This is a genomic window from Paenibacillus solani, from assembly GCF_050475945.1.
GTDB lineage: Bacteria > Bacillota > Bacilli > Paenibacillales > Paenibacillaceae > Paenibacillus_AQ > Paenibacillus_AQ solani_A.
In genome coordinates this window covers 509,953-534,048 of the sequence record NZ_JBCMXJ010000016.1, presented here as the reverse complement: position 1 = coordinate 534,048, position 24,096 = coordinate 509,953, and the positions used below count along the sequence as shown (strand labels likewise).

The 24,096-nt window shown below is 46.2% G+C and carries 25 protein-coding genes and 1 other RNA gene; 21 read left to right on the top strand and 5 right to left on the bottom strand.

Features of this window, described 5'->3' with window-relative positions; translation table 11 throughout:
* Positions 1-185: 185 nt before the first annotated feature.
* From ABEQ74_RS21170 to ABEQ74_RS21155, 4 genes are all read left to right on the top strand, one after another.
* Positions 186-947: a tRNA (adenine(22)-N(1))-methyltransferase gene (locus ABEQ74_RS21170; RefSeq protein WP_430124258.1), complete on the top strand. Its 762-nt coding sequence runs from the start codon at positions 186-188 to the stop codon at positions 945-947.
* Positions 923-2,038, top strand: a complete 1,116-nt coding sequence (locus tag ABEQ74_RS21165) for a Nif3-like dinuclear metal center hexameric protein (protein ID WP_430124106.1) — start codon at positions 923-925, stop codon at positions 2,036-2,038. Before ABEQ74_RS21170 ends, ABEQ74_RS21165 begins: the two co-directional genes overlap by 25 nt.
* Positions 2,039-2,156: 118 nt before the next feature.
* Positions 2,157-2,563, top strand: an RNA gene (gene rnpB, locus ABEQ74_RS21160) — RNase P RNA component class A.
* A gap of 222 nt (positions 2,564-2,785) precedes the next feature.
* The gene (locus ABEQ74_RS21155) at positions 2,786-3,064 is read left to right on the top strand and encodes a hypothetical protein (protein WP_430124104.1); all 279 of its coding nucleotides are present in this window, start codon (positions 2,786-2,788) and stop codon (positions 3,062-3,064) included.
* Positions 3,065-3,128: 64 nt separating this feature from the next.
* Here ABEQ74_RS21155 and ABEQ74_RS21150 read toward each other — a convergent pair whose 3' ends face one another.
* Positions 3,129-5,051, bottom strand: coding sequence for a S8 family peptidase (locus tag ABEQ74_RS21150; protein ID WP_430124103.1), 1,923 nt, complete (start codon positions 5,049-5,051; stop codon positions 3,129-3,131).
* A gap of 194 nt (positions 5,052-5,245) precedes the next feature.
* Between ABEQ74_RS21150 and ABEQ74_RS21145 the strand changes: the two genes are divergently transcribed.
* The 6 genes from ABEQ74_RS21145 (at position 5,246) to thiI (ending at position 9,961) form a co-directional block, all read left to right on the top strand.
* A complete protein-coding gene (locus tag ABEQ74_RS21145) occupies positions 5,246-5,752 on the top strand; it encodes a YpuI family protein (RefSeq protein ID WP_430124102.1) in 507 nt (168 codons plus the stop codon).
* Positions 5,753-5,891: 139 nt separating this feature from the next.
* Positions 5,892-6,116 (top strand): DUF1540 domain-containing protein, encoded by a 225-nt coding sequence (locus ABEQ74_RS21140; RefSeq protein WP_430124101.1) that lies wholly within the window; start codon positions 5,892-5,894, stop codon positions 6,114-6,116.
* Between the two features lie 65 nt (positions 6,117-6,181).
* Positions 6,182-6,556, top strand: a complete 375-nt coding sequence (locus ABEQ74_RS21135) for a hypothetical protein (protein ID WP_430124100.1) — start codon at positions 6,182-6,184, stop codon at positions 6,554-6,556.
* Positions 6,557-6,716: 160 nt separating this feature from the next.
* Positions 6,717-7,403 carry a lytic transglycosylase domain-containing protein gene (locus tag ABEQ74_RS21130; protein WP_430124257.1) on the top strand — a complete coding sequence of 229 codons (687 nt, stop codon included), beginning with the start codon at positions 6,717-6,719 and terminating at the stop codon, positions 7,401-7,403.
* 162 nt (positions 7,404-7,565) lie between these two features.
* Complete coding sequence (locus ABEQ74_RS21125) at positions 7,566-8,726, top strand: cysteine desulfurase family protein (RefSeq protein ID WP_430124099.1); 1,161 nt, start codon at positions 7,566-7,568, stop codon at positions 8,724-8,726.
* Positions 8,723-9,961, top strand: coding sequence for a tRNA uracil 4-sulfurtransferase ThiI (gene thiI, locus ABEQ74_RS21120; protein WP_430124098.1), 1,239 nt, complete (start codon positions 8,723-8,725; stop codon positions 9,959-9,961). The genes ABEQ74_RS21125 and thiI overlap by 4 nt, the downstream gene beginning before the upstream one ends.
* A 100-nt stretch (positions 9,962-10,061) precedes the next feature.
* Here the strand turns inward: thiI and ABEQ74_RS21115 are convergent, their stop codons facing one another.
* Positions 10,062-10,754, bottom strand: coding sequence for a TerC family protein (locus ABEQ74_RS21115; RefSeq protein WP_430124097.1), 693 nt, complete (start codon positions 10,752-10,754; stop codon positions 10,062-10,064).
* Positions 10,755-10,883: 129 nt separating this feature from the next.
* On the opposite strand from ABEQ74_RS21115, the gene ABEQ74_RS21110 reads away from it, so the two are divergent.
* The 6 genes from ABEQ74_RS21110 (at position 10,884) to ABEQ74_RS21085 (ending at position 16,238) form a co-directional block, all read left to right on the top strand.
* On the top strand, positions 10,884-11,546 hold the full coding sequence (locus ABEQ74_RS21110) for a TerC family protein (RefSeq protein WP_430124096.1): 663 nt from the start codon (positions 10,884-10,886) through the stop codon (positions 11,544-11,546).
* Between the two features lie 224 nt (positions 11,547-11,770).
* Positions 11,771-12,283, top strand: coding sequence for a hypothetical protein (locus ABEQ74_RS21105; protein ID WP_430124095.1), 513 nt, complete (start codon positions 11,771-11,773; stop codon positions 12,281-12,283).
* Between the two features lie 152 nt (positions 12,284-12,435).
* On the top strand, positions 12,436-14,277 hold the full coding sequence (gene typA / locus ABEQ74_RS21100; RefSeq protein WP_430124094.1) for a translational GTPase TypA: 1,842 nt from the start codon (positions 12,436-12,438) through the stop codon (positions 14,275-14,277).
* A gap of 37 nt (positions 14,278-14,314) precedes the next feature.
* Positions 14,315-14,608: a YlaH-like family protein gene (locus tag ABEQ74_RS21095; protein WP_054401426.1), complete on the top strand. Its 294-nt coding sequence runs from the start codon at positions 14,315-14,317 to the stop codon at positions 14,606-14,608.
* A 164-nt stretch (positions 14,609-14,772) separates the two neighbouring features.
* A complete protein-coding gene (locus ABEQ74_RS21090) occupies positions 14,773-15,879 on the top strand; it encodes an LCP family protein (RefSeq protein ID WP_430124093.1) in 1,107 nt (368 codons plus the stop codon).
* 74 nt (positions 15,880-15,953) lie between these two features.
* Positions 15,954-16,238, top strand: coding sequence for a hypothetical protein (locus ABEQ74_RS21085; protein WP_430124092.1), 285 nt, complete (start codon positions 15,954-15,956; stop codon positions 16,236-16,238).
* Positions 16,239-16,343: 105 nt separating this feature from the next.
* Here ABEQ74_RS21085 and ABEQ74_RS21080 read toward each other — a convergent pair whose 3' ends face one another.
* Positions 16,344-17,012: a YhcN/YlaJ family sporulation lipoprotein gene (locus ABEQ74_RS21080; RefSeq protein ID WP_430124091.1), complete on the bottom strand. Its 669-nt coding sequence runs from the start codon at positions 17,010-17,012 to the stop codon at positions 16,344-16,346.
* Between the two features lie 120 nt (positions 17,013-17,132).
* On the opposite strand from ABEQ74_RS21080, the gene ABEQ74_RS21075 reads away from it, so the two are divergent.
* Together ABEQ74_RS21075 and ABEQ74_RS21070 are read left to right on the top strand one after the other, a co-directional pair.
* Positions 17,133-18,464: a PhoH family protein gene (locus ABEQ74_RS21075; protein WP_430124090.1), complete on the top strand. Its 1,332-nt coding sequence runs from the start codon at positions 17,133-17,135 to the stop codon at positions 18,462-18,464.
* A 203-nt stretch (positions 18,465-18,667) separates the two neighbouring features.
* Entirely contained in the window at positions 18,668-19,867 is a 1,200-nt protein-coding gene (locus ABEQ74_RS21070; RefSeq protein WP_430124089.1) for an extracellular solute-binding protein, read from the top strand.
* Positions 19,868-19,919: 52 nt separating this feature from the next.
* On the opposite strand, the gene ABEQ74_RS21065 is transcribed toward ABEQ74_RS21070, so the two are convergent.
* Positions 19,920-21,032 carry a coiled-coil domain-containing protein gene (locus ABEQ74_RS21065; RefSeq protein WP_430124088.1) on the bottom strand — a complete coding sequence of 371 codons (1,113 nt, stop codon included), beginning with the start codon at positions 21,030-21,032 and terminating at the stop codon, positions 19,920-19,922.
* A gap of 267 nt (positions 21,033-21,299) precedes the next feature.
* The gene (locus ABEQ74_RS21060; protein ID WP_006209059.1) at positions 21,300-21,536 is read right to left on the bottom strand and encodes a DUF2626 domain-containing protein; all 237 of its coding nucleotides are present in this window, start codon (positions 21,534-21,536) and stop codon (positions 21,300-21,302) included.
* A 340-nt stretch (positions 21,537-21,876) separates the two neighbouring features.
* Here ABEQ74_RS21060 and ABEQ74_RS21055 point away from each other — a divergent pair, with 340 nt between their 5' ends.
* The 3 genes from ABEQ74_RS21055 (at position 21,877) to ABEQ74_RS21045 (ending at position 24,024) form a co-directional block, all read left to right on the top strand.
* Complete coding sequence (locus ABEQ74_RS21055) at positions 21,877-22,527, top strand: RsfA family transcriptional regulator (RefSeq protein ID WP_430124087.1); 651 nt, start codon at positions 21,877-21,879, stop codon at positions 22,525-22,527.
* 150 nt (positions 22,528-22,677) lie between these two features.
* The gene (locus ABEQ74_RS21050; protein ID WP_430124086.1) at positions 22,678-23,625 is read left to right on the top strand and encodes a ketopantoate reductase family protein; all 948 of its coding nucleotides are present in this window, start codon (positions 22,678-22,680) and stop codon (positions 23,623-23,625) included.
* A gap of 12 nt (positions 23,626-23,637) precedes the next feature.
* A complete protein-coding gene (locus ABEQ74_RS21045) occupies positions 23,638-24,024 on the top strand; it encodes a DUF3397 domain-containing protein (protein ID WP_430124085.1) in 387 nt (128 codons plus the stop codon).
* Positions 24,025-24,096: the final 72 nt, after the last annotated feature.

Genomic DNA, 24,096 nt, shown 5'->3' with positions numbered 1-24,096 from the left:
TTCTGGAATTTCTTCCTGCTTTTGTTTTATTGGTCTTTATTTTAGCTCTTTTCAATGTCCAATGCAAATAACCTGGAAGACTTTTTGTAAACGAAGTTGCTGGTTTGCAGTTTGGCATGGTCTCTGTTAGGGTTAGAAATAGGCTGTAATTAGAACGAAAAATTAGGAGATAAGGTGTGTCAACGTTGAAATTATCAAAAAGATTAACGCAGCTACTGGACAAAATTCCACCAGGCAGCAGACTTGCGGATATAGGCTCCGATCATGCCCTTCTACCTGTCGCTGCTGTTGAAAGCGGAGCGGCTATCCAAGCGATTGCTGGTGAAGTCAATCCGGGCCCCTATGAGGCAGCTCTAAAGCAGGTCATGGAATCCGGGATGAAGGATGTCATCAGCGTAAGAAGGGGTGACGGCTTGGATGTGCTCTCGGCAGGAGAGGCCGATGTAATTACCGTTGCCGGTATGGGGGGCGGGTTGATTACCTCGATACTGAATCGTGGCATCGATAAGCTTGCCGGTGTGCGGAGGCTGGTCCTTCAGCCGAATGTCGGGGAAGATATTTTGCGTAAATGGCTGTATTCTCATCATTGGGTGCTGGTGGAGGAATTTATTTTAGAGGAAGACGGTAAAATTTATGAGGTTCTGGTCGCAGAACCTGCTGAAGCCACAGAACTAACAAACGAACAGGTATATACAGAGCGAGTGATTGGCGACAGCGGCGTTCGGTTATCTACGAACTGGCTGTTACGCATGGGTCCCTGGCTGACCCAATCACCGAATTCGGTGTTCCACGATAAATGGAGTTCAGAAATGGAGAAGATGGATCATATTCTTCAATCCTTATCACGGTCTGATCTTACAACAGCAGCCGATAAGGCAAGTGAGATCCAATCGGATATAGCGTTTATTCAGGAGGTGCTGGCATGCTTGCCAAAGGACAAACTGTAATTCAATACATGGAGCAATTGGCTCCGAAGCATGTGGCCGAGCCGGATGACCGGATTGGTCTTCAGCTTGGAACATTGCAAAAGGACATTCGCACCGTACTGGTTGCACTGGATGTCAATGAAGAAGTCGTTGATGAAGCCATCGAGCTGGGGGCTGACTTGATTATTGCGCATCATGCGATTATATACCGCCCGCTGAAACAGCTGCAGACGGATACGCCGATGGGCAAGGTATACGAGAAGCTTATCAAACATGATATAGCGGTCTACATAAGCCATACCAATCTGGACGTAACAGAGGGCGGTATGAACGATTGGATGGCCGAAGCTTTAGGGATCGTAAATACAGCGCCTATCCACGACATGCATAATGAACAGCTATCCAAACTGGTGGTATTTGTACCGAAGAGTCACCATCAAGAAGTACTGGATGCCGTGCTGGGAGCCGGTGCAGGCTGGATTGGGAACTATAGTCATTGCAGCTTCAATATCGAAGGCTTTGGTACCTATATGCCAAGAGAAGGCAGCGATCCTTTTCAAGGCAAGCAAGGTAAGATGGAGCGGGCGGACGAGGTCCGGATCGAGACGATTGTTCCTCATAACATTAAAAACAAAGTTATCCAGGCGATGCTGAAAGCTCATCCTTATGAAGAGGTTGCTTATGATCTCTACTCCATGGATCTTAAGGGGAGGTCTCTCGGTCTGGGCAGGGTTGGAAAACTCAAGGAAGCCCAAACGCTGGCTGAACTGGTAGAGGTGGTAAAGGAGCAGCTGGATGTTCCTCATGTTCGTGTAGTAGGAGAGCTTGACCGTACCATACGCAAGGCTGCCGTAATAGGCGGCTCTGGCGGGCGCTATGTGATGAAAGCCCTGTTCCGGGGGGCAGATGTTCTGATAACCGGAGATGTGGATTATCATACAGCACAAGATGCGCTGGCAGCCGGTTTAGCGATCATTGATCCGGGGCATAATGCGGAGAAGATCATGAAGGTCAAGGTAGCCGAATGGATGGAACAGAAGCTGCAGGAGCATAAATACGAAACCCGGGTTGTTGCGTCTCGCATCGATACAGAACCGTTCCAGTTTGTCTGAGTCGGAATCGGAAGTATAAGAGAGCTCTCTTTTATCTCTGGGAAATTGAGCAATCAATGTTAATGTTTAAGGGTTGTGTCCCTTCTTAAATCAAGATATAATATGTAATGTTGTCCGGAAAGTTTAACAGACAATCGCTGGCGGCGTCAAAGCCGCGAGAGGAAAGTCCGGGCTCCATAGGGCAGGGTGCTGGATAACGTCCAGTCAGCGCGAGTTGAAGGATAGTGCCACAGAAATGGACCGCCGATGGCCGCCTTAGTGCGGCACAGGCAAGGATGGAACCGAGGTGTAAGAGACCCCGAGGAACGCTGGTGACTTCGTTCCTGGTAAACCCCACCTGGAGCAAGACCTAATGGGACGCAGTTTCCTTCGAGGAGACAGCCTTTGCCCGAGGCGCGTCTGGGTTGGTCGCTGGAGTCGATCAGTAATGATCGGCCTAGATAGATGATTGTCGCTTAAAGTGGCAGGGTAGTTCCCATTATGACCACAAAGAGCACAGAACCCGGCTTACGGAAAGCTTTCCCAACTGAACAACAACATACCGCTTTATGATGCTTTGCTTGTAAAGGGTACAAACGCGCATTTTCTTTGCACTTCTCGTAAGAGGTGTAAAGGAAATGCGCGTTTTTTTATAGGGGGTTCGCAAATAAGTGCAAGCTGATCCGGCTTTAGAGGGGACAATCGTCCATACCAAATAGCCCTGAGGATAATAAGCTATAATCATCAACGGAAAGGAGATGCAAACATATGTCTTGTTGCAACGAAAATCCATGTCCTCCCTTATCACCTATCGTGTGCGACCCGATTGTCATCGTAAGAGACCATTATTTGCCGCAAATCGTGCCTGTCATTCATCCGATAAAAGTGGTGGACAAAATTCACTGTGTACCGGTAGAGAAGCATATTTACACTTACAGCGAGGAAGAAGTCACCAGCGGCTCCAAAGGTCCCGGAGGAGTGACGGTATCGAGTAAGCGGGCTAAGAAAGCAGCAGTAGGTACCAGTCGTTCCCGCCGTAAGAAATAAGGTGAGGGTCTCTTTACACAATAAAGCAGCCCACGCTTATAGCGGAAGCTGCTTTATTCTTCATCTACTTTTTTGGGCCTGTTAGCTTGCGAAGTTCCTGCTCCAAATTAAGCAGGGTACGACCCGGCCACATTTGTAGGGGAACTTCAGGAGCACCTGCTGCTTGTAAAGCACGGAAGATATCAATCTGACCATGACCGAAATATTTATCCTTTCCTTTTTCCCCGAGATCCACCGTTTGACTTGTCATGATATCCATTACTTCCTGATTCGTCAGATTCGGATTCAAAGAACGTATGAGACCTGCCATAGCTGCTGCGTGAGGACTGGCCATGGAGGTTCCAGATAATGCGGCATACTGGTTCCCGGGGAAAGTGCTGGCGATATTGGTTCCAGGTGCAGCCACATCGATATAATCCCCGTAGTTGGAGTATTCTGCCCGCTTCTGATTGGAATCGGTCGCTGCAACTGCAAGCACCTCAGGATAGGCAGCAGGATAGCCGGGGCGCTCCGTATTGTCATTGCCTGATGCAGCGACAAGGACAACGTCGCGATCATATGCATATTTTACGGCATCATGGAGAAATTGCGAATCTGCGTAGTTGCCAAGACTCATATTGATGACTTTGGCTCCATGGTCCGTTGCCCATATAATGCCTTCTGCTACAGCATAAGTCGTTCCCGATCCCGAGCTGTCAAGCGCCTTCACCGGCATGATTTTATTATACCAGCTGACTCCGGCAACGCCTTCGCCATTGTTGACAAGAGCACCGATGATGCCTGCAACGTGGGTGCCGTGGCCGACATCATCTAGCGGTTTCTTTTCCTTATCTACGATGTTGTATCCTTCCACCAATTGACCTGCCAGATCGGTATGCGTTAGATCCGCGCCCGTATCGACTACAGCAATAATCACATCTTCACTGCCTCTGGAGAGATCCCAGCCCCGGTTCGTTTCAATCACCGGCAGGTTCCATTGATACTGAGAAAACAGCAGATCATTCGGGATATTAACTTGGGCATTTGCTTGATCTGGTAATGAACTTGTGTTTGACATGGTATGGGGAATACGATCATTTGTTAAATACATGTAATGGGGTTCTGTATATTTGGTTTCCCAATTTTTCTCGAAGTAAGAGCGCAGCTGTTGATAATCCAATTCTTTGGAGCGGAATACATAAGCATAACCAAGTTTTCTTGGTGTATCACAGGAAATTTCTTTGGATATATCCAGAAGCTGCTGTTTGGTTGGATGCTGTTGAAAGGAAACCACAATTTCATTTTCATAAAAGTGACTCGCTTTCTCATTATCATGACCAGTTTTGACGGTAATATCGGACAGGGTATCCGCATGAACGGATTCTACTTTGAATTTTCCCTCCTTCGGATATGGAATTAAGCGGAGATTGCGTTTTTGGTGATTGCTTACTTCTTGGAGCACAGCTTGATTGACCAATGCGGCTGCTCCAAATTTACGATCCTTAGATGGCTCGGCTACTACAAAGTACGGCTGACCTGCAGCGACAAACTTGGGTGAATCATACGCTTCGCCCCGTTTGAGTTTCTGCTGCGCGATTTGAAAATGGTGAGCAATCAGAGTCTTATCATTTTTACTCAATTTGGGAAGCTGACCCTGAATATCCACCATTTTATTTTGTTTAAGGTTATACCATCTTACCTGCTGAAAATGCTTGTGTGTTTTCTGTTCATTCTGTGTATATGACCTGATTTGCCCATCGTTGCGCAATGATTCATTGCTAAGCATTTTGTGCAGATGAGCCTTGGCGTCAAGACGGTTTAGTTGATGTGTGGAATGGATGTCGCTCTGAATGGTAAAGTGTTTAGCTTTATGCTCCTGCTGAGGCTTTAGTGGTTGCGCTGGTTCTGCCGCTGGGGCTGGCTGCTTCGATCCGGGTATGAACAGTAAGAGAAGCGCACCCAAAAGGGTCACGGCACCGATCACACTCCACAAGTTACGTGATTTCACATGATTTCCTCCTCGCCGCAATTCATGATTGATTATTCTTAGCGTGGGAAGTGTCCATCCTTTTTATGCGTAATTCTTGAAAGTACCTGCCTGCTGGGGATATCGTTATCCCAAAAATTGTGATACGATGATTCTAATTGAACGTACGCCAGGCATAACCTGGAGTCACGATTATTTAAGGGGGATCTATCGTAATGCCAGCGGACAATCTTCAGAAATTATGTTCCGAGTCCAGAGATAAGTTGAAATCTGCTATTTCGATAATGGAAACTTTTTTAAATGAACATGGGCTGTCTCAATTGGTAACAGATGAGGAGGAAGAAACGGTTCATTTTTACAAAGGATTTCTGTCGGATGTACGTCATTTGCTTGTCTTTTCTGAAGTTTCTTATGAAAAGCTTGGTGTTGTGCAGCGTCGTCCTCGCTTTGATATCGATTTTGCCGAGAAAGCTTTGTATCATTTGTATCACCGCTGTGTAAACAATTTTTTCTATCCAAAGAATGAAAGTTATTCCGAAGATGGGCGGTATGCCTATACTGGGCAGGATGCGATCCGTTTCAGGATGACTCCGGTTCGTCCTGCGCGTGATGTTATTATGAATATCACCAGAATTTATGAAGAATTGCGCGAAGATCTTGCTTACTACGAAAGCGATTATTTGATGGGACGCCGTTTGCAGCCGGAGAAAAGTCCTGTATAGAATAAGCAATGACATATTCAAGAGATACCAGCTCCTGGTATCTCTTTTTTTTGCGTTTTATTGTAGGTACCAACTGACAATCGTTCTTGTGCATACCGACAGTAAACTAAGGAAAAGATGTTGACGAGGTGATGCTAAAATGGCCAACGAAGCCAAACCATTGGTGAAATGCAGTGTCAGCAATTGCCATTACTGGGGAGAACAAAATTTATGTCATGCCGAGATGATCATGATTGAAATCGACCGTCATGCGCACATGAAACTCCATGAAGAATATGGGGCAGAACCTTACGTAGACGACCACCAAGATGTTGCTGACAAGTCTTCAGAGACCTGCTGTCTGACCTTTAAGCCTAAGGGCTGACGAAGACAGGCCGGATAACATTTTCCGGTGTCTTGTACTTGGGGATGATGGAAATGGAGGAAACTATGGATAAAAGAAATCGCAAGCATAAAATGAAGGTTGTTGAAGGCAGACGAAACAGAGTGGATTTCCCACGCAAGGATCATCGTGAGGAGTATGCTGCAGAGGTCGCTCCCCCAATGGATGCCCAGGTTCGTAGAAATACAGGCAAAGATAGCACACAAGATCGGTCTAGTACTAATGGCCGGACAGTTGGATATGTGGGCTTGGTGTTAGGCATTGCTTCTTTGTTTATGTGGTCGGTTATTCTGGGTCCCATTGCAGCCGTTGTGGGTTACTATGCTTACAACAAGGGCAGCAGAACGACTGGCGCCTGGTCAATAGGACTCGGCATACTGGCAACTATCAGTTATTTTATCTTGATTCCTTTTAGTAGATAATGGTTTTTTAGAGAAAATCGTAAATGGCGGGTCAACCAAAAAATCCGGTTGATTCGCTTTTTTGTCGAAAAAAGGTATAGCAGATTGTTCCAGTTCCGTGATAAGATAAAGGGACAAGTATGTCAGAAATTTTGTAGTAGAAAGCGAGCTTGAGTTAATGATGCAAATAGATCCGATATCATGGAAGTCATTGACGGATGCACCTCAGGTGAATACTAACTCCATTGGCACCACAACCGGATTCGTGGATGTATTAAGCAGTATGCTTGCCGAGGAGTCTGCGTCCCAACCAGTTGAACGTTCCATTACACAACTTGCTCCAGGCGTTACTTTTAAGGATGGTTTGTTATGGCAGCAGCTGGGTGCAGTGGAGGAGTCTCCTTCATCCTTTACATCTGTTGAGCAGCTGAATGATACGGGCGCCACCAAGCCTACAACCTTCGAAGATCTGATTACGACTGCCGGGGATCGTTATGGAGTACCGGTATCCTTGATAAAAGCGGTGATCGATGCAGAATCTTCCTTTAATCCGAACGCAGTTTCATCTGCAGGAGCCAAGGGATTGATGCAGCTCATGGACGGTACCGCAAGAGGACTTGGCGTGAACAACCCTTTTGATCCTGCTCAGAATATCGAAGGCGGAACCAAATACCTGTCCAATCTGATTCAACGGTTTGGCGGGGAAATTGCTATGGTACTTGCGGCATATAATGCGGGACCGACCCGAATTGCGGGCATGGGTGTGTCTACGGATGAAGAGCTTATGTCTGTCGCACAACAATTACCGAAGGAAACCCAGGAATATATTGGCAAGGTCATGAATGCTAGATCGAAATATACGCTTTAAGGAATGAATAGGCAGCCTAACAGGATCAAACGATAAGCACGTCACTTTGTCCGATCGAAGGATATCGTGCGGCTTTACCGTTTGGTCTTTTTGTGTAAATATATAGGTCTGGGTTAAATAGTTTTCAACGTGTAAGTGCGTAGATGGAAAGGGGAATGAACCTTGATATATTGGGATCATGCTGCAACGACCCCTCCTTTTGATGAAGTGGTGGATACGATGGCTGAAGTGATGAAGATGCATTATGCTAATCCGTCAGCACTTCATCGTTCAGGCGAGGCCGCTGCTAAATTACAGAAAAGGGCAAGAGAGGTATGTGCAGCAGCGCTGGACGTTCGTCCGGCTGAGATTGTATTTACGTCCGGAGCTACAGAAGGCAATAACATGGCTATAAAGGGCGCTGCGATGCAGTATAGCAGTCGGGGCCGCCATATTATAACGACGGGAACGGAGCATCCATCCGTATATGAATGCTGCAAACAGCTGGAGACGCTTGGCTGGGAGGTAACGTATCTTCCTGTTGACACCCATGGTGTCGTTGATCTGGCTGCTCTTAAGGAAGCTGTACGTAAAGATACGGTGCTGGTAAGCATCATGCATGTAAATAACGAAATCGGAACCGTACAACCGTTAGCAGAGGTTGGCCGTATCGTAAAAGAGCGAAATACACGGACATTGTTACATGTGGACGGCGTTCAGGGATTTGGCAAACTTCCGGTTGCCCTCTCAGAATGGCAGGCTGATTTGTACAGTCTGTCGGCACATAAGTTCAATGGGCCCAGAGGCATGGGAGTATTGTTCGTCAAGCAAGGCGTACAGCTGTTTCCGCTCATATCCGGAGGATCCCAAGAGAGCGGACAGCGAGCCGGAACGGAAAACGTGGCCGGAGCGGTAGCGATGTCCAAGGCCATGCGTTTATCCAGGGAACATCAGCCAGAATTGTATGACAGAATGACTGAGCTCAGGGAGCTGTTGCTTTCCGGTATTCGTAAAATTCCAGGCTTGGTGTTAAACAGCGGTGAGGCGAGTGCGCCGCATATCATCCATTTCTCATATCCCGGATTAAAGCCTGAAGTAATGGTTCATGCTCTGGAGGAGATGGGGATGCTTGTATCAACCAAATCGGCTTGTTCATCCAAACTGAGCGAGCCCAGCAGAGTTCTGCTGGCGATGGGTAAAGACAGGGAAATTGCTTCCTCCGGAATTCGTATCAGTCTTGGCAAGGAGCATCAATTGGGAGATGCTGCACGGCTGGTGGAAGTTTTGGCAAAAGTTTGCGGGAACCTGCGTCCCGTTATTGAAAGAGAGGGAAACCTGAAATGACTTACGATATGCTGCTGCTTCGCTTTGGCGAGTTTACCCTAAAAGGCAAAAACCGCAGCCGATTCGAGAAATCGGTGGTGAACCATATTCGAAGAGTACTCAAACCGTTTCCGAATGCAGTTATCATTAAAGAATACGGTCGTATGTATGTTGAGCTTAATGGAGAGTCTCCTGAGGTCCTGATTCAAGTTCTAAAGAAGGTGTTCGGACTTGTCTCGATCAGCCCGGTACGTGTATGTCCTTCCGAGCTCGACCGGATTATCGAAACCGCGGTTGATATGGTCGGCCAAAGGAACTTAGCTGATCAGGTGACCTTCAAGGTCCATGCCAGAAGAGTGTGGAAGCAGTTCCCGCATTCCTCACAGGAAATGAACCATCTGGTAGGGTCGCCATTGCTGCGAACCTATCCCCAGCTTAAAGTACAGGTGAAGCAGCCCGACATGGAGCTTCGTGTAGAAATTCGAGAGAACGGTACGTACGTGTACTATGAAGTGATTCCTGGAGCCGGAGGATACCCGCTGGGTACGAACGGGAAGGCAATGCTGCTCCTCTCAGGAGGGATTGATAGTCCTGTTGCCGGATGGTCGGCCATGCGAAGAGGGCTTGAAATCGAATGTGTACACTTTTACAGCTTCCCGTACACCAGCCAGCTTGCCAAGGAAAAGGTGATGGAGTTAACCAGGCTGTTATCGGGTTATACGGGCAGAATTAAGCTGCACTTGGTTCCCTTCACTGATGTGCAGACTTCATTTGTCGGCATCGGCCAGGATAACTTGATGATTACCTTTATGCGCAGAGCGATGCTGCGGATTGCTTCAGCGCTTGCTGAGCGTGAAGGGGCGCTTGCCGTCGTAACGGGTGACAGTCTTGGACAAGTTGCCAGCCAGACCTTGCCGAGCATGAATGTCATTGGCAGAGCAACGGAGCTGCCTTTGCTGCGTCCGCTCGTCATGATGGATAAGAATGATATTATTAACATTGCTACGGATATCGGCACTTACGAGACTTCCATTTTGCCTTATGAGGATTGCTGTACCTTGTTCGTACCTAAATCGCCTACTACCAATCCGAATTTAAAAATCGTTGAGAAGGTGGAAGCTTCCCTTACAGATCTTCCTGGGCTGATTGAAGCGGCCATTCAAAATACGGAGACCGTGATCATCAGGCCAGATAGCAAGATCGGAGAGCTTGAGGCAAAATCTGAAGGACAAGTGATTAAAGAAGATTGGTTCTGATCTAGTTAAATGGTTATTCGCTTAAGGCTTTATTCGGCAGAAGTAAAAAAAGACACCCCACAGCTTAACAAAAGCTGTGGGGTGTCTTTTTATCGAACAGTCAGGAGCCGCTCGATGTGTTCTGACGCTTTGCAGATCTCTTTTTCAAATGCCCGGCTGTCAGTACACCGAGAATGATTGCTGCAATGAATAAGTATTTAATGAGAAGATGCCCCTCAAAGTATGCTGAGAAATGCTTCTCTTCGGTGATCATGGAGGATGCTGTGTATGCAAGGACAGCTGAACCAACATAGATGATCCATGGGAAGCGGTTAATGAGCTTAATAAACAGGGTGCTGCCCCATACAACGATTGGAACGCTGATAAGCAAGCCCAAGGCTACAAGAATCACATTGTGCTTGGCTGCTCCGGCAACGGCGATAACGTTGTCCAAGCCCATAGCCGCATCGGCAACAATAATTGTACGAATCGCTGCGCCAAGACTCTTGCCTGCTTTTATGTTGTTGTGGTCACTATTGTCGTCAGTCATCAGCTTGTAGGCAATACCAATCAGGAGTATGCCCCCTACAAGCAGAAGCCAAGGGATGTTGAGGAGCCAGACAACTAGAATGGTTGCGATAATTCGAAGGATGACAGCGCCACCTGTCCCGTAAATGATCGCTTTCTTTTGGGTTTCTTGTGGAAGGTTCCGTGCTGCAAGCCCAATTACAATGGCATTGTCTCCAGCCAGGATCAAATCCAAGAACACAATATTGATTAATGCGAGAAAAAATTCGGCGGCTGTGGTTTCCATGAATGTCACTCCTCTTAAGATACGGTCCCACAAAGAAACAAAGTGGATTTATTATAGGCTTATTTTTCTCGTTGTGCAAGCATAGCCTGGCCATTTATCACATATGTGTAGAGTGGGGGTGCTGCTCTGGTGGATACATGGATTGTGTTGGGACAGATTTTATTGATCAATCTTGTGCTCAGTGGTGATAATGCCCTGGTCATCGCAATGGCAAGCAAAGATCTGCCTGAAATACACCGCAAACGGGCTGTTTGGATCGGTACGGTAGGTGCCGTGATTTTACGATGTATTCTATCATTCGTGGCTGTATTGCTGTTGAAAATTCCGTTTTTACAGGCGGGCGGTGCCTTGTTGTTAATCTGGATCGCTTTGAAGCTGATCATGCAAAATGAGCAGGAGGAACTACATATGAGCAGGGCGCTAACGCTATGGGCCGCAATCCAAACGATATTGATTGCTGATTTTGTCATGAGCCTGGATAATGTCCTAGCCATTGCAGGCCTTGCGAACGGCGATCTCGCATTGATCGTTATCGGGATTCTGCTGAGTATTCCCATTGTTGTATGGGGAAGCGGCATGATCTCGAGGCTGCTTCACAAATATCCTTTGCTGCTGTACATAGGTGCTGGAGTTCTGGCCTACACTGCAGGAGAAATGCTGATACAGGATGCGTCCGTGGGCTTGTTTCTGGCTTCCTGGATGCCCGCTGCTCATCACATGCTGCCGTTTGTCATTGCAGGCTTGGTTGTTCTTTTTGGCGGATTGCGGACGAGAAGACGGACGGGAACCTAAGGGGGTCTTCGTCTTTGGTCGGTCGCATCAACATATGGGAATGCTTGGATGGCTGGTGAGATTCCGGCCGTCTTTTTTGTTATGATTAAATAATTGAGGATAATTTTAAGTGGAACAAGCTCGCCATATGGTTTTTTTTGTCGGTTTGGGCTAAAATTAACGTAACTGCTGCTATTAGAAACCGTTGATTTTGGTGATACATATATTGAAGAGAGGGTGATCAAATGTCCTCCAGAAAAGATTTGGCACTAGGTATTTTCATCGTTGTGGCTGGAGTCGTTATTTTGCTGGGGAAGCTTGGCGTATTTGGGTTTTTAGGCCGGACTTTATGGCCACTGGTATTGCTGCTGCCGGGCATTTTCTTGCATTTTATGTTCTTTGCACGACGGGCTTCGGCAGCTATTCTAATTCCAGGCGGAATTTTGACAGTGTACGGCTTACTGTTCTTCATATGTAATATCGGTGGATGGGGGCTTATGGCGGTATTATGGCCTGTATTGATTCTGGGTGTGGCTGTCGGCCTGTATGAGTATTACCTGTATGAGACCCCTCGTCCGGGGGGAGCGTTGCCCATAGCGCTTGGACTTACGCTGCTCTCGATCCTGATCTTCATCTTTAGCTGGTTTAAGACAGGAGCGCTGTACATTATAGCCTTGATCCTGATCGCAGCAGGCATATGGATGATCTTAGGTCGCAAACGATCAGGGCGCCGTGACAAATGGAGCCGAGGGTGGTAAATGGTAAGTGATATGTGTTACTGGAAGTTTTCTGAAAAGACTTGATTTTTTCGCTCGTTTACCTATATTATAGGATGTATGTTGAAGCGTCGGCATGTCGTCCGGCGCTTTCTTTGTGGCTCATTCGAACAGAAGGGATTTGAGATATATTTATGCACTCTAGAGATCAGATTCGTAACATTGCCATTATTGCACACGTTGACCATGGCAAAACAACGCTTGTAGACCAACTGCTGAAGCAGTCCGGTATTTTTCGGGAGCATGAGACGCTTCAAGAGCGCGCGATGGACTCCAATGATCTGGAACGTGAACGCGGAATTACCATTCTAGCCAAGAATACGGCTATTACGTATAAAGACTATTTGATCAACATCATGGATACGCCTGGACACGCCGATTTCGGCGGAGAAGTTGAACGTATTATGAAAATGGTGGACGGCGTGCTGCTTGTCGTGGATGCCTATGAAGGCTGTATGCCTCAAACCAAGTTTGTGCTTGGTAAAGCTCTTGCACATAACTTGACGCCAATCGTTGTTGTGAATAAAATCGACCGCCCAGCTGCGCGCCCGGCTGAAGTAATCGATGAAGTGCTTGATCTGTTTATCGAACTTGGCGCAAATGATGACCAGTTGGAATTCCCCGTAGTATATGCATCAGCATTAAACGGTACGTCTAGCATGGATGCAGAGAAGCAAGATGATAACATGCTGGCTCTTTATGAAACCATTGTTGACCATATCCCTTCCCCTACCGAGAATGTAGACGAGCCTCTACAGTTCCTTGTTACATTGATGGATTATAATGAATATTTGGGCCGAATCGCCATTGGCCGAGTGAACCGTGGTATCATTAAGCAAGGGCAACCTGTTACGGTTATGCTTCGTGATGGTTCTTCCAAGAACGCACGGATTGAGAAGCTGTTCGGTTTCCAGGGCTTGAAACGAATCGAGGTTGCAGAGGCAGGAGCTGGCGACATCGTTGCAATCGCTGGTATCAAAGACATTAACATTGGTGAGACCATTGCTGATCCGCAGCATCCCGAAGCTCTGCCGGTTCTGAAAATTGACGAGCCTACACTGCAAATGACCTTCTTGGTAAACAACAGTCCATTTGCGGGACGTGAAGGTAAATGGGTGACATCCCGTAAACTTCGTGACCGCCTCTTTAAAGAATTGGAAACGGACGTGAGTTTGAGAGTAGAAGAGACGGATAGCCCTGACGCCTATATCGTCTCCGGGCGTGGTGAGCTTCACCTCAGTATTTTGATTGAAAATATGCGTCGTGAAGGTTACGAATTGCAGGTATCCAAGCCTGAGGTTATCGTTAGAGAAATTGACGGTGTCAAAATGGAGCCAATCGAACGTCTTATGATTGATGTGCCGGAAGAAAGCATGGGTTCGGTTATGGAAAGTCTCGGAACACGCAAGGCTGAAATGGTGAATATGGTTAACAACGGTAATGGTCAAGTGCGTTTGGAATTCCTGATTCCTGCTCGCGGTCTAATCGGTTATCGTACTCACTTTTTGACTCTGACACGCGGCTATGGCATTATGAACCATGCCTTCGATAGTTACGGTCCGCTGATTGGCGGGCAAGTGGGTGGACGCCACCAAGGCGTGCTGGTTTCCACGGAGAACGGAAATTCCACGTTCTACGGCATGATGTCGGTTGAAGATCGTGGCACCTTGTTCCTTGAGCCAGGTACTGAAATTTACGAAGGCATGATTGTAGGGGAACATACACGTGATAACGATATCGTCGTTAACATCTGTAAAGAGAAACAATTGACCAACGTCCGTTCCGCAACGAAGGATGATACAGTAAAATTGAAAACACCGGTTCTATTCTCAATGGAACAAGCTCTTGAATATTTGAATGATGATGAATATTGTGAGATTACACCGAAGTCCGTACGTCTTCGCAAGAAGATTCTGAACAAGAGTGAACGCGAACGTGCAGAAAAACATCGCAAAATGGCGCAAGCGAATCTATAATAGATAGAGTTACTTGTCCAAAAGGAGTGAACCTATCATGCAAGAATGGTTTGCCTCGAACCCCATCATCTCCTATATTTTGATTTTTGTGCTGATCACCTACGTGTACAACAAGGTATTTCGAGTCAAGCAGAAGCTTCCTTTATTAAAGGAAATTCTCTTGTATATCTTGATGGCCTTGGGTTCGGCGATCTTGCTTGTGTTTCAGATTGACAAGCTGCCGATTATCCAATGTCTACTTGTAGCTGTCGCATTGATGTTGATGGTGCGTATTCGATATTTTGTTGAAGATCGTCAGAAGAAAAAGGCTCAGGCTGAGCCGAAATCTTAAGTTGTTGTTCAGTCATCTTATGGAAATTGACCAGTAGAATACGGCAACTTTTTGTCAATCCCCTTCGTTTATAAGAGAGAGAAGCCACTACATGTCCGATAACTGCTTCCAATGAAGCGGTTATCGGACATTCATCTAATTTGAATGAAATCAGGTGTTATGATATGAATCCTACTCATACCAATCTCCCTCCGAGAGCTAAAAGTGGGGGGAAGGGCAAGAAAAAGCCAGTTCCAAAAAAGAAACAAAGTGCAGGGAAATCATTTTTGAAATTTGTTCTTATCGTTTTGTTAGTCGCAATTCTGGCTGCAGCAGGCACTATCGGCTATTTGTACTTAAAGGGAAATGAGATCATTGAAAAGAGCGGGATTGACAAACCTGTAGCTCCAGGACATTCTGCAAAAGAAAAGCCGATTACGGTGCTTCTTTTGGGAACGGATCATCGTCCGGAAACGGGGACTTACTTGACGGATGTGGTCATGGTCGCCACCATGCATCCGGACACCAATACGTCGACGCTGGTATCACTGCCGCGGGACACGCTCATTGAACTCGATGGATATAAAGCGACAAAACTAAATGCGTATTACCCAAGGTTTAAAGCGGCCTATACTGCTGCAGAGAAAAAGCAACCGGGCAGCGGCATTCCGGCTGAAGATGAAATGAAAGTCATGATGAGCAAATATCTTGGCGTTAATATCGACTATGTCACGGTTATCGATTTCCAAGGATTCCGTGATGTGGTGGACACCTTCGGCGGTGTAGATGTCAACGTTCAATACAATATGTGCTACCGCGATACTGCGGACGGGACTGACATTAACCTCACTGCGGGTCCTCAGAAGCTGGATGGCAAGAAGGCGCTGGATTATGTTCGTTACCGTAAAACCAGTGATAACTGTTCTCCAAAAACGAAGGGATCAAGCGATTTTGAGCGTAATGCCCGCCAAAGCGAAGTATTGCACTCCCTGCTTGATAAGATGAAATCGCTTGGAGGCGTTGCAAAAGTGGGCAGTGCTCTGGATGCGGTCAGCGACAATATGACTACAGATTTCGAGCAGGAGCAGATCCGGAATTTGATTGCGACTTATTATGATATGGGTAAAAATGATGTGAAATTCATGCCGGTTACAGGTAACTGGAAGAGCCCTTATGTGTATATAAGCAGCAGCGAGCTGGATGCAGCCAGACAAGCGCTTCAAGATGAGCTTGCTGGCAAGCATAACGCTGGTGCCCAGGAGACAGATGCGGGTTCTGAACCGGCTCAGTGACAATTGAAGGCAAGTTTTATCGTATGGTATAATACAATGTAACAGATGGAGATCATTGTATAGGAGGCCAAGGCATGTCCTACCTTATGATGCATACGACACAATCATGGATCTATAGTCGGCAGAACGCTTCATCTGCGCATGCATCCTTGCGGATCCATTCGTTAGTGAACATGAGATTGTTCGGATTTGCGCCTTCTGATTTCTTGTCGAACATGATGGTGTCGAATGCATTCGACATGGAATTCCATCTCACATCGAATTTTCAACCAAATTCTGAATATGATCAAGGTCATGTGGCTAACGAAGCAGAAATGCCGGTTAGTGGAGTTGTTATGGCCTTAAAAAAAGCCCAGTGAGCTTCACTGGGCTTTTTTGTATGGATTTTGGAGATGTGTGACGGACAAACTCGGGTCATGACAGGATTTGTCTTTCTTTTCTCAGAGTCAAATCATACGCTGGAGCTATCTATTGTGACTTGGATTAGCGGCACCGTTTCCTTGGTTGTTCGGTTGTCTGGTTCCAGCGCCGTTATTCATGGGCTGAACATTACCGTTACGAGGCGTGACATCCCTCGGCAGTTGGGGGATGATGCGGCCTACGATGTCGGCAAGTTCACTGGCTAGTCCCGAAATTGGATGACCCTCCTGTATATGCCGACCAAGATCTGCAATCCGGTTGGAAACATCCATATCCGCTGTAACAAGTGCATTAGCACCTGCAGGATCAGTTTTGAGGGCTTCTGCGACTGTGTACTTAATGGTTCCTACTTCTGCACGATCTAAATTTCCATCTACATTTAACCCGACAACAGCGGTCTTGCCCATGACGACACAATTCGCATTGTTAACGCCAGGCACTCGTTCTGCAAGTGCTTTTAGGTGATCGGCGGTTGTGGCATCGACTTGACCGTCATTCGCATTTCGGTTGTTGACAAGGCCGGTATTGGTATTATCCAGATCGGTATTGCCCACATTGTTTGTGGTATAACCTCTGTCCCCATTCATACCCGGGACATTGTTAGCTTTAGCTCCATTCGTTTGATTACGAGGAGAGGGTGATGCATTCTGATTGGCGTTTCCGCAGCCTGCGAGCAAAATCATCACTAGCATAATGGATAGAGCAGCTCTCATGGATTGATCTGTCCTTTCGTAGTAGAATTCTCTAAATGACTCCATTTTTCGCTACGCTTATTATGTCCGGGACGGAAAGGTTTATGTGTGTACCTGATGAAGAAGCAGTGGAGGGATAAGATGAAAAAAATATTTGTGCTGGATACGAACGTATTGCTGCATGATCCTCAATCGATCTATGCATTCGAGGAGCATGAAGTCATTATTCCTGCTGTGGTTCTTGAAGAGATTGATTCCAAGAAGCGCAATGCCGATGAAATTGGCCGAAATGCTCGGATGGTCTCAAGGCTGCTCGATGGGCTAAGGGAACAAGGTCATCTCCATGACGGAGTTCTTCTTGAGAATGGCGGAACATTGAAGGTCGAACTTAATCATCGCAGCTTCGTCAAGGTGCAAGAGTTATTTAGTGAAGCCTCCAACGACAACCGGATTTTGGCTGTCGCGTTAAACTATAAATTGGAAGAGGAGCCGAAGGATGGTGGAAGGGCTGTCGTTCTGGTCAGCAAGGATGTGCTTGTACGAGTTAAAGCTGATGTGCTGGGATTAACGACACAAGATTATTTGTCAGATCGGACAGCTGACCCAAGCGAATTATTCTCTGGTTTTTCCACTGTTCAAGTACATCCTTCGGTGATCGACGAGTTTTATAATTATCGTTATTTGCCGATAAAGCCACTTCAGCTAAGTTACACTTTATATCCCCATGAATTCGTTATACTCAAGGATGAGATGGGATCGGGGAAATCAGCTCTCCTTCATGTAAATGGAGATGGAACCCGCTTGGAGCCTCTTCATTTAAGCAATGAACCTGTATGGGGCATCCATGCCAGGAACGCTCAACAGCGTATGGCGATCGAGCTGCTGCTCAATGATGATATTCCTCTGGTCACCATTACAGGCAAAGCCGGAACAGGTAAAACTTTGCTTGCTTTGGCAGCAGGCTTATCCAAGGTGGAAGATGAACATAAATATAAAAAACTGCTCATTGCAAGGCCGGTCGTGCCGATGGGTAAGGATATCGGTTATTTGCCTGGCGAAAAGGATGAGAAATTAAGACCCTGGATGCAGCCGATCTATGACAATCTGGAGTATTTGTTTGATACAAAAAAAGCAGGTGACATCGATAAAATCTTGATGGGTCTCGGCAGTATTCAGGTTGAAGCACTGACGTATATCCGTGGTCGTTCCATACCTGGTCAATTTATCATTGTAGACGAAGCGCAGAACCTCTCTCGGCATGAGGTAAAAACCATTGTTTCCCGAGCAGGAGAAGGTAGCAAGGTGATTTTGATGGGAGACCCCGAACAAATCGATCATCCTTATCTTGATGCTGTAAGCAACGGTTTGACTTATGTGGTTGAGCGTTTCAAGCAAGAAAACTTGAGTGGACATATTACACTGACAAAAGGGGAGCGTTCTAAATTGGCTCAGCTGGCAGCTGACTTGTTATAAGCTTATTTCCCGAGAAATGATAGTAAGGCAATAATAATAATTGATCATGTATGCGATAGGGACTGTCCGGTAGTTGGGCAGTCTCTTTTGTACTGGCAATACTTTAGTAAAATATGGACAAGACAACAAAAAAAGATAGGACAAGAGCACTAGGAGTTTGGTAAAATAAGGGCATGCGATTAAGGAAGGAGCGGAGATGGGATTTGAAGCGTAAGAAGTATTGGTTCTTGTTTGCCATTTTACTATTATCTTTATCCAGTTTATCTCCCAGCTTTGACTTCACTCATCATACCAGACGAGAACCGCCAGGAGATGAACCCGTTCCTCCACAACAGAGGCCGGAGTTACCGGAGAGTGATCAAGGTCCGATTAAGATCGGAGTCCAATTGAATCCGGATGAGCTTGGTCAACTCCAAATGTTGAACGAAAGATTTATGCAAGAGACCGGTGCCGATATCGAAATAACACCCCTGGAAGCGGGGGAGACACAAACTAAATCGTTGCTGCTCCATATGTCCCTCGGCGAAGGGCCAGATGTTATACTTATGGATTCGCATTATATTAAAGCGCTTGCAATGAGTGGATATCTGCTGCCGATCGATGCTTCACAAGCAGCCATACCGAATGGAGATTTGTTGAATGGCCTTTTGGCGCCGCTGCAGTGGAACGGATATCAATGGGGAATGCCGTTTGATGTCGATCCATATATCCTGACCTGGCAGAATAAAGGGGAGGAAGGTTCACCATTTAAGATGCCTGATAACCCGGTCCTCTCATTCGACCCGGGGGATCCCTATGCTTTTGGTGCGGCGGTTCATGTGCTTGAAGGAGATCCGACCAAACCAGAGGAAGAGGTGCTTGAGAGGTTGATCCGTCATTTCCATGGATCTACTGATAACGAGCAGCAGAGTGGGGATACAAAGGATACGGATCCATCTGCTTCAGAGACAGAGCCACTCCCAATGGTAATTGAACCATATTCGAGCTTTACGGGGAAAGATAGCGAGGGAGTATCTGCTATATTGGGAATGGGAAAAACTCATCTGAATACACCTATCGTCCGTTCCCGAAGCTTTGCAGTAGCAGCAAACACAGAGTCACCTGCCTTGGCCATGGAATGGGTTACGTATATGACATCCAAAGCGGCAGAGGTAGAGTGGAGCAAGGCCGTAGGCACGTTACCTGTTGCTTCCGAAATGTATACCATGAGTACGAACCTCAGGGATCGCGGAATCTGGCAAAAGGTTGCGGTTCCGGTTCAGGTGCTGCTTTCACGAAATGAAGCTGCAGCCTTGGATTTTGGAGAACCAGATGGATTTCACGCTTACACCCAAGCTTCATATCAGTTGTTGATGGGTGAAATCACTATAGAAGAATATATGAACTTGTATACATCTGATTAGTAATAAACATAGTCCAAAAAAGCTGCCTAACGAAGGCAGCTTTTTTGTAACTTTATAAATCCAGCTCCATTTGTACCACTAATCTCTGATTCTCGCTGGATACTTCTGTTGCCTTCAAGAAAGACACAAGCTGCTTCGGATAGAAGCTCATGTCGAATTCTTCCTGCAGCGCTGTACGTGTCGTGTCGGGCAATTCCAACCGATTAAACACGAGTTTATCCACTTGGAACATGATCGCATTCTCGGGATCATTGATTACCGTGTACTTTCCTTCAATCAACAGTGACAGATTGCCGCTCTCACCCGAAGCTATAACTTTTCCGTTCTCGAAATGGAAAGCAAAACTGTTGAAAATCTCATTCTCTTTTCTCAAAAAAGTGTTAAGTTCATCTTCATGGATATCGATGGTGTATACTTTGCCATTCGTCTTCAGGATATTCTTGCTCCCTTGTACGAATTGAGGCAGATTCTCCATGGCATTGGCCAGTGCCTGGAAATGCCGTTTTACTTCATATAGTCCGACATTCTCCCAGTATAATGTGAATTCCTCGATCAGCTTCTTCATGGCTTCAGGATTACTGCTGGCACTTAGCGCTCCGTCAACCTGCTGTTCAAGCGCTAGCACCCGTTCACGCTGCTTTACGAGGCGATCCTTGACGTCGATGAGCTGGTCTGCGTTACGGGCTGCTTCAGCCTTTGCAGAAGCTAGGGAGCGGTATTGATTGTTGTATGCTTTAAGCGTATCCCGGTCATTCTGAATAATGATATCGTAAAAGTCCATGATTCGAAAAAAGCCGGCTAAGTTCTTGGCTGACAACAACATGTAGAATAGTTGACTTCGTTCTCCCATGTAATAGGAGCGAAGCACAGCTCCGGCTCGATTACGCCTGTCCTCGATGCGCAAGCCCATCTCCTGAATTCGAACTTGCAGCTCGCTCTGCAGCAGCTCCAGTTCTTTCATCCGTTTCGTTATCCGTTCGATTTCATAATCAATCTCGACGATGGAGAGACTGTCCTCCAGAAGCTTGCGAGCTTCTTCCGAGTCGGGAGCCATGGGGCTGAGATCTTGTTGCGAATAAACTGCTGTCGGTGCAGTCATAAAGGAAAATAACAAGACCATGCACAGCAAGAACGGGAGGATTGGGTATTTTACTCGTACATTCAAATGGGAGTCCTCCTTGAATGGTTGTTAGTCGAAAGGAATCCATCCGCTGCTTGCCTTGTCCCTTCATTTTAAACAATATATGATGTGTTCGACTCAATTATCAACCTTTAGGACATTAAAAAAGCGATCCGGCAGTGAAAGCACCTGATCGCTCTTTTAAGATACACTTCTCTAATCGCAAGGAAAATCCGCCAGCGTTATATCTGACCTTGGGTTGTCCAAGGTAACACTGGTGGACTTTATTAAATCGCTTGCATGGCTTCTTGATTAGAGTGGTTTGCCCATAATGAAGACCGTCCAATAGCTAAAGCCCGTGAAGGTCACGATCATATAAGCCCAGAAGAGAAGAATATAGGTTCTCTCCGTGAATTTCAAATAACCCAGGATCACGAAAAAAGCAGTCTGCAGGAAGAAGAGCAGCGCCATTTCAATATGATCTCCGGCAAAGGCCATCAACCCGATCGTTAAGGTAAAAAAGCCAAGGACCCGAAACATCCGTGCCACGATTATATCCTCCTCTCGTATGTACGCACATAATGCTGCTATGACCATTATAGCCTTATGGCAAAATCGTGTAAACGCCTAACTCAAGAAAACATTCATTTTTTATATATTAACCCGAAGTATGTCATTGAATTCGTAAACAATTTGTGTTATTCACCGCATTTGCCCAGTAAGAGTATGTTCTGCAATAAAAATGGAAATACATTTTAGTATCAAATAGATTCTATGAACTCTATGAGAGGCATAGAAATGAACTAAGCAGTTTTTATACCCTATTCAGCAGCCGATTACGGTATTGAAGACGGTTATTTTAAGGATGTCGTTAGGAGGGTTTTATGGTATGTCAGCAGTGAGACAGGATGCATGGAGTGCAGAAGACGACTTGATATTGGCTGAAGTGACCTTACGCCATATTCGTGAGGGTAGTACCCAATTGGCCGCTTTTGAAGAAGTCGGAGAAAGAATTGGCCGGACATCGGCGGCTTGCGGATTTCGTTGGAACAGCTGCGTTCGCAAGAAATATGAGGATGCTATCAGCTTGGCGAAATCTCAGCGTCAAAAAAGAAGTTATTATAAAAAACAGCCTGTGCTCAGCGGACCGCAGGTTGCCGGTTTGACTGCTCCAGAAATGGAGCAGGAAGTTTACAAGAATGATGGTGTAAGTGAAGAAACACTGTCCATTGATGCGGTTATCCGTTTTCTGCGCCAGTGGAAAGGTGGACTGCAAGAAAGCTCACGGCAGTATAAATTGCTTGAGAAGAACCTGCGTGAAAAAGAGGATGAACTGTCAAGGCTTCGCAGCGAGAATCAGCGTTTATTGAAGGAAGTAAGCGAAGTGAAAACAGATTATCATGTAGTCAATGATGATTATAAGGCACTGATTCAAATAATGGATCGTGCACGCAGACTGGCTTTTTTAAACGAAGAGGACGAGGAGCTTAAGACTCGTTTCAAAATGGATGCAAACGGTAATCTGGAACGCATCGAGTAATAAAGGTTCCTTTGCTTTCGCCGTAACCCGCATTAGTGCATTTCATGCGCTTTGGCGGGTTATTTGTGCGTATAAGAGATTATTCTGATATATACTAGGACTAGTATTCGATGCTGATGGATTACAGTTATAGTAAATTGGAGGATCTACATGAACATACATATCATTGGAGCAGGCTCTTTGGGATTATTATATGCGGGTAAACTTGCTGATTCAGGCTGCAGTGTCAGCTTATGGTGCCGCAGCGAGGAACAAGCGGATAAGCTCCGAAGCACCGATATCACCATCGAAGACATGGATGGGCAGCAAATGAAGATTAATTCTGAAGGCTTCTCAGTGAGCTCGTGGGCTTCCTTCACCGGGTCCAGTGCCGTAGCCGATGCTGATTATATATTCTTAATGATTAAGCAACAAGGGATTGAAAAAATGGCTGCGGAGTTGCTGGAACCTCTTGGCCAGGATCATCACAGACTAATATGTTTTCAGAATGGTACAGGCCATTTGGAACGCCTTCATGAACTGCTGCCCAATTGGTCCCTCTATGCAGCGATCACCACGGAAGGAGCCAGACGTACGAGTGATGTTTCTGTGCTGCATGCCGGTCATGGAACGACGACAATCGGCAAAATGATACCTGATGAAAACTCCCTGCAGGAGGATGCCGAAATTGAGCTAGTTAGACAGCTGAACAGAGCAGGATTTGAAGCTTTTTTGTCGAAAGAAATGAAGGGGATCATCTACCGCAAACTGCTGATGAATGCAGTTATTAATCCTTTGACTGCCTTGTGGCGAATAACGAACGGAGAGCTGTTATTATCCCCGGAACGGGTTGATTTGATGAAGCAATTATATGATGAAGGGCTAGCCGTATACGAAGCGGGAAGCATACCCTATGGCAGCAATCTGTGGGATGCAATAATACAAGTCTGTCGGTCAACTTCGGGTAACACGTCCTCCATGCTGAAGGATGTTTTGGAGAATAGGACGACGGAGGTTGCTTGGATTAACGGCAGTATAGCCCGTATGGGGCATAAATTTGGTGTATCCGTACCGACGCATGAACTTATAGAGCAATTAATCAGGGGGATGAAAATCTAGGGAGGTCATAACATGGGGTTTTTACAGGGGATATTTCACACATTAAGTCTTTTTCCGCCTATTCCGTTTTTAATTGTTTACTTCGTCGTGTTGTATAGAAATAAAAATCGAAAACAAGCGATGGAGCTCGCTATGGATGTTACCACTTTTTTTCTGCTGTTTTCGGTTTCCGCCTTGTTTAATAATACATTCCAAAACAAATTCGGTTTTTATCTCATCCTGCTTCTGCTGCTCATCGCAGCGGGATTGATCGGAAGCGCACAGAACCGCTGGAAAGGTAAGGTTAATGGAAAACGGCTGGTGCGAGCCGTCTGGCGGCTAGGGTTCGTTTCCATGGCTCTCGGCTACATAGTTTTAACATTTTTTGGCATGGTCTCCTACATAATTAAGATGATGTAAGAACAATATAATAGTTAGAATTTATTGATAAATCTGTTTGATCACTGGATCAGGCAGATTTTTCAATTTGCT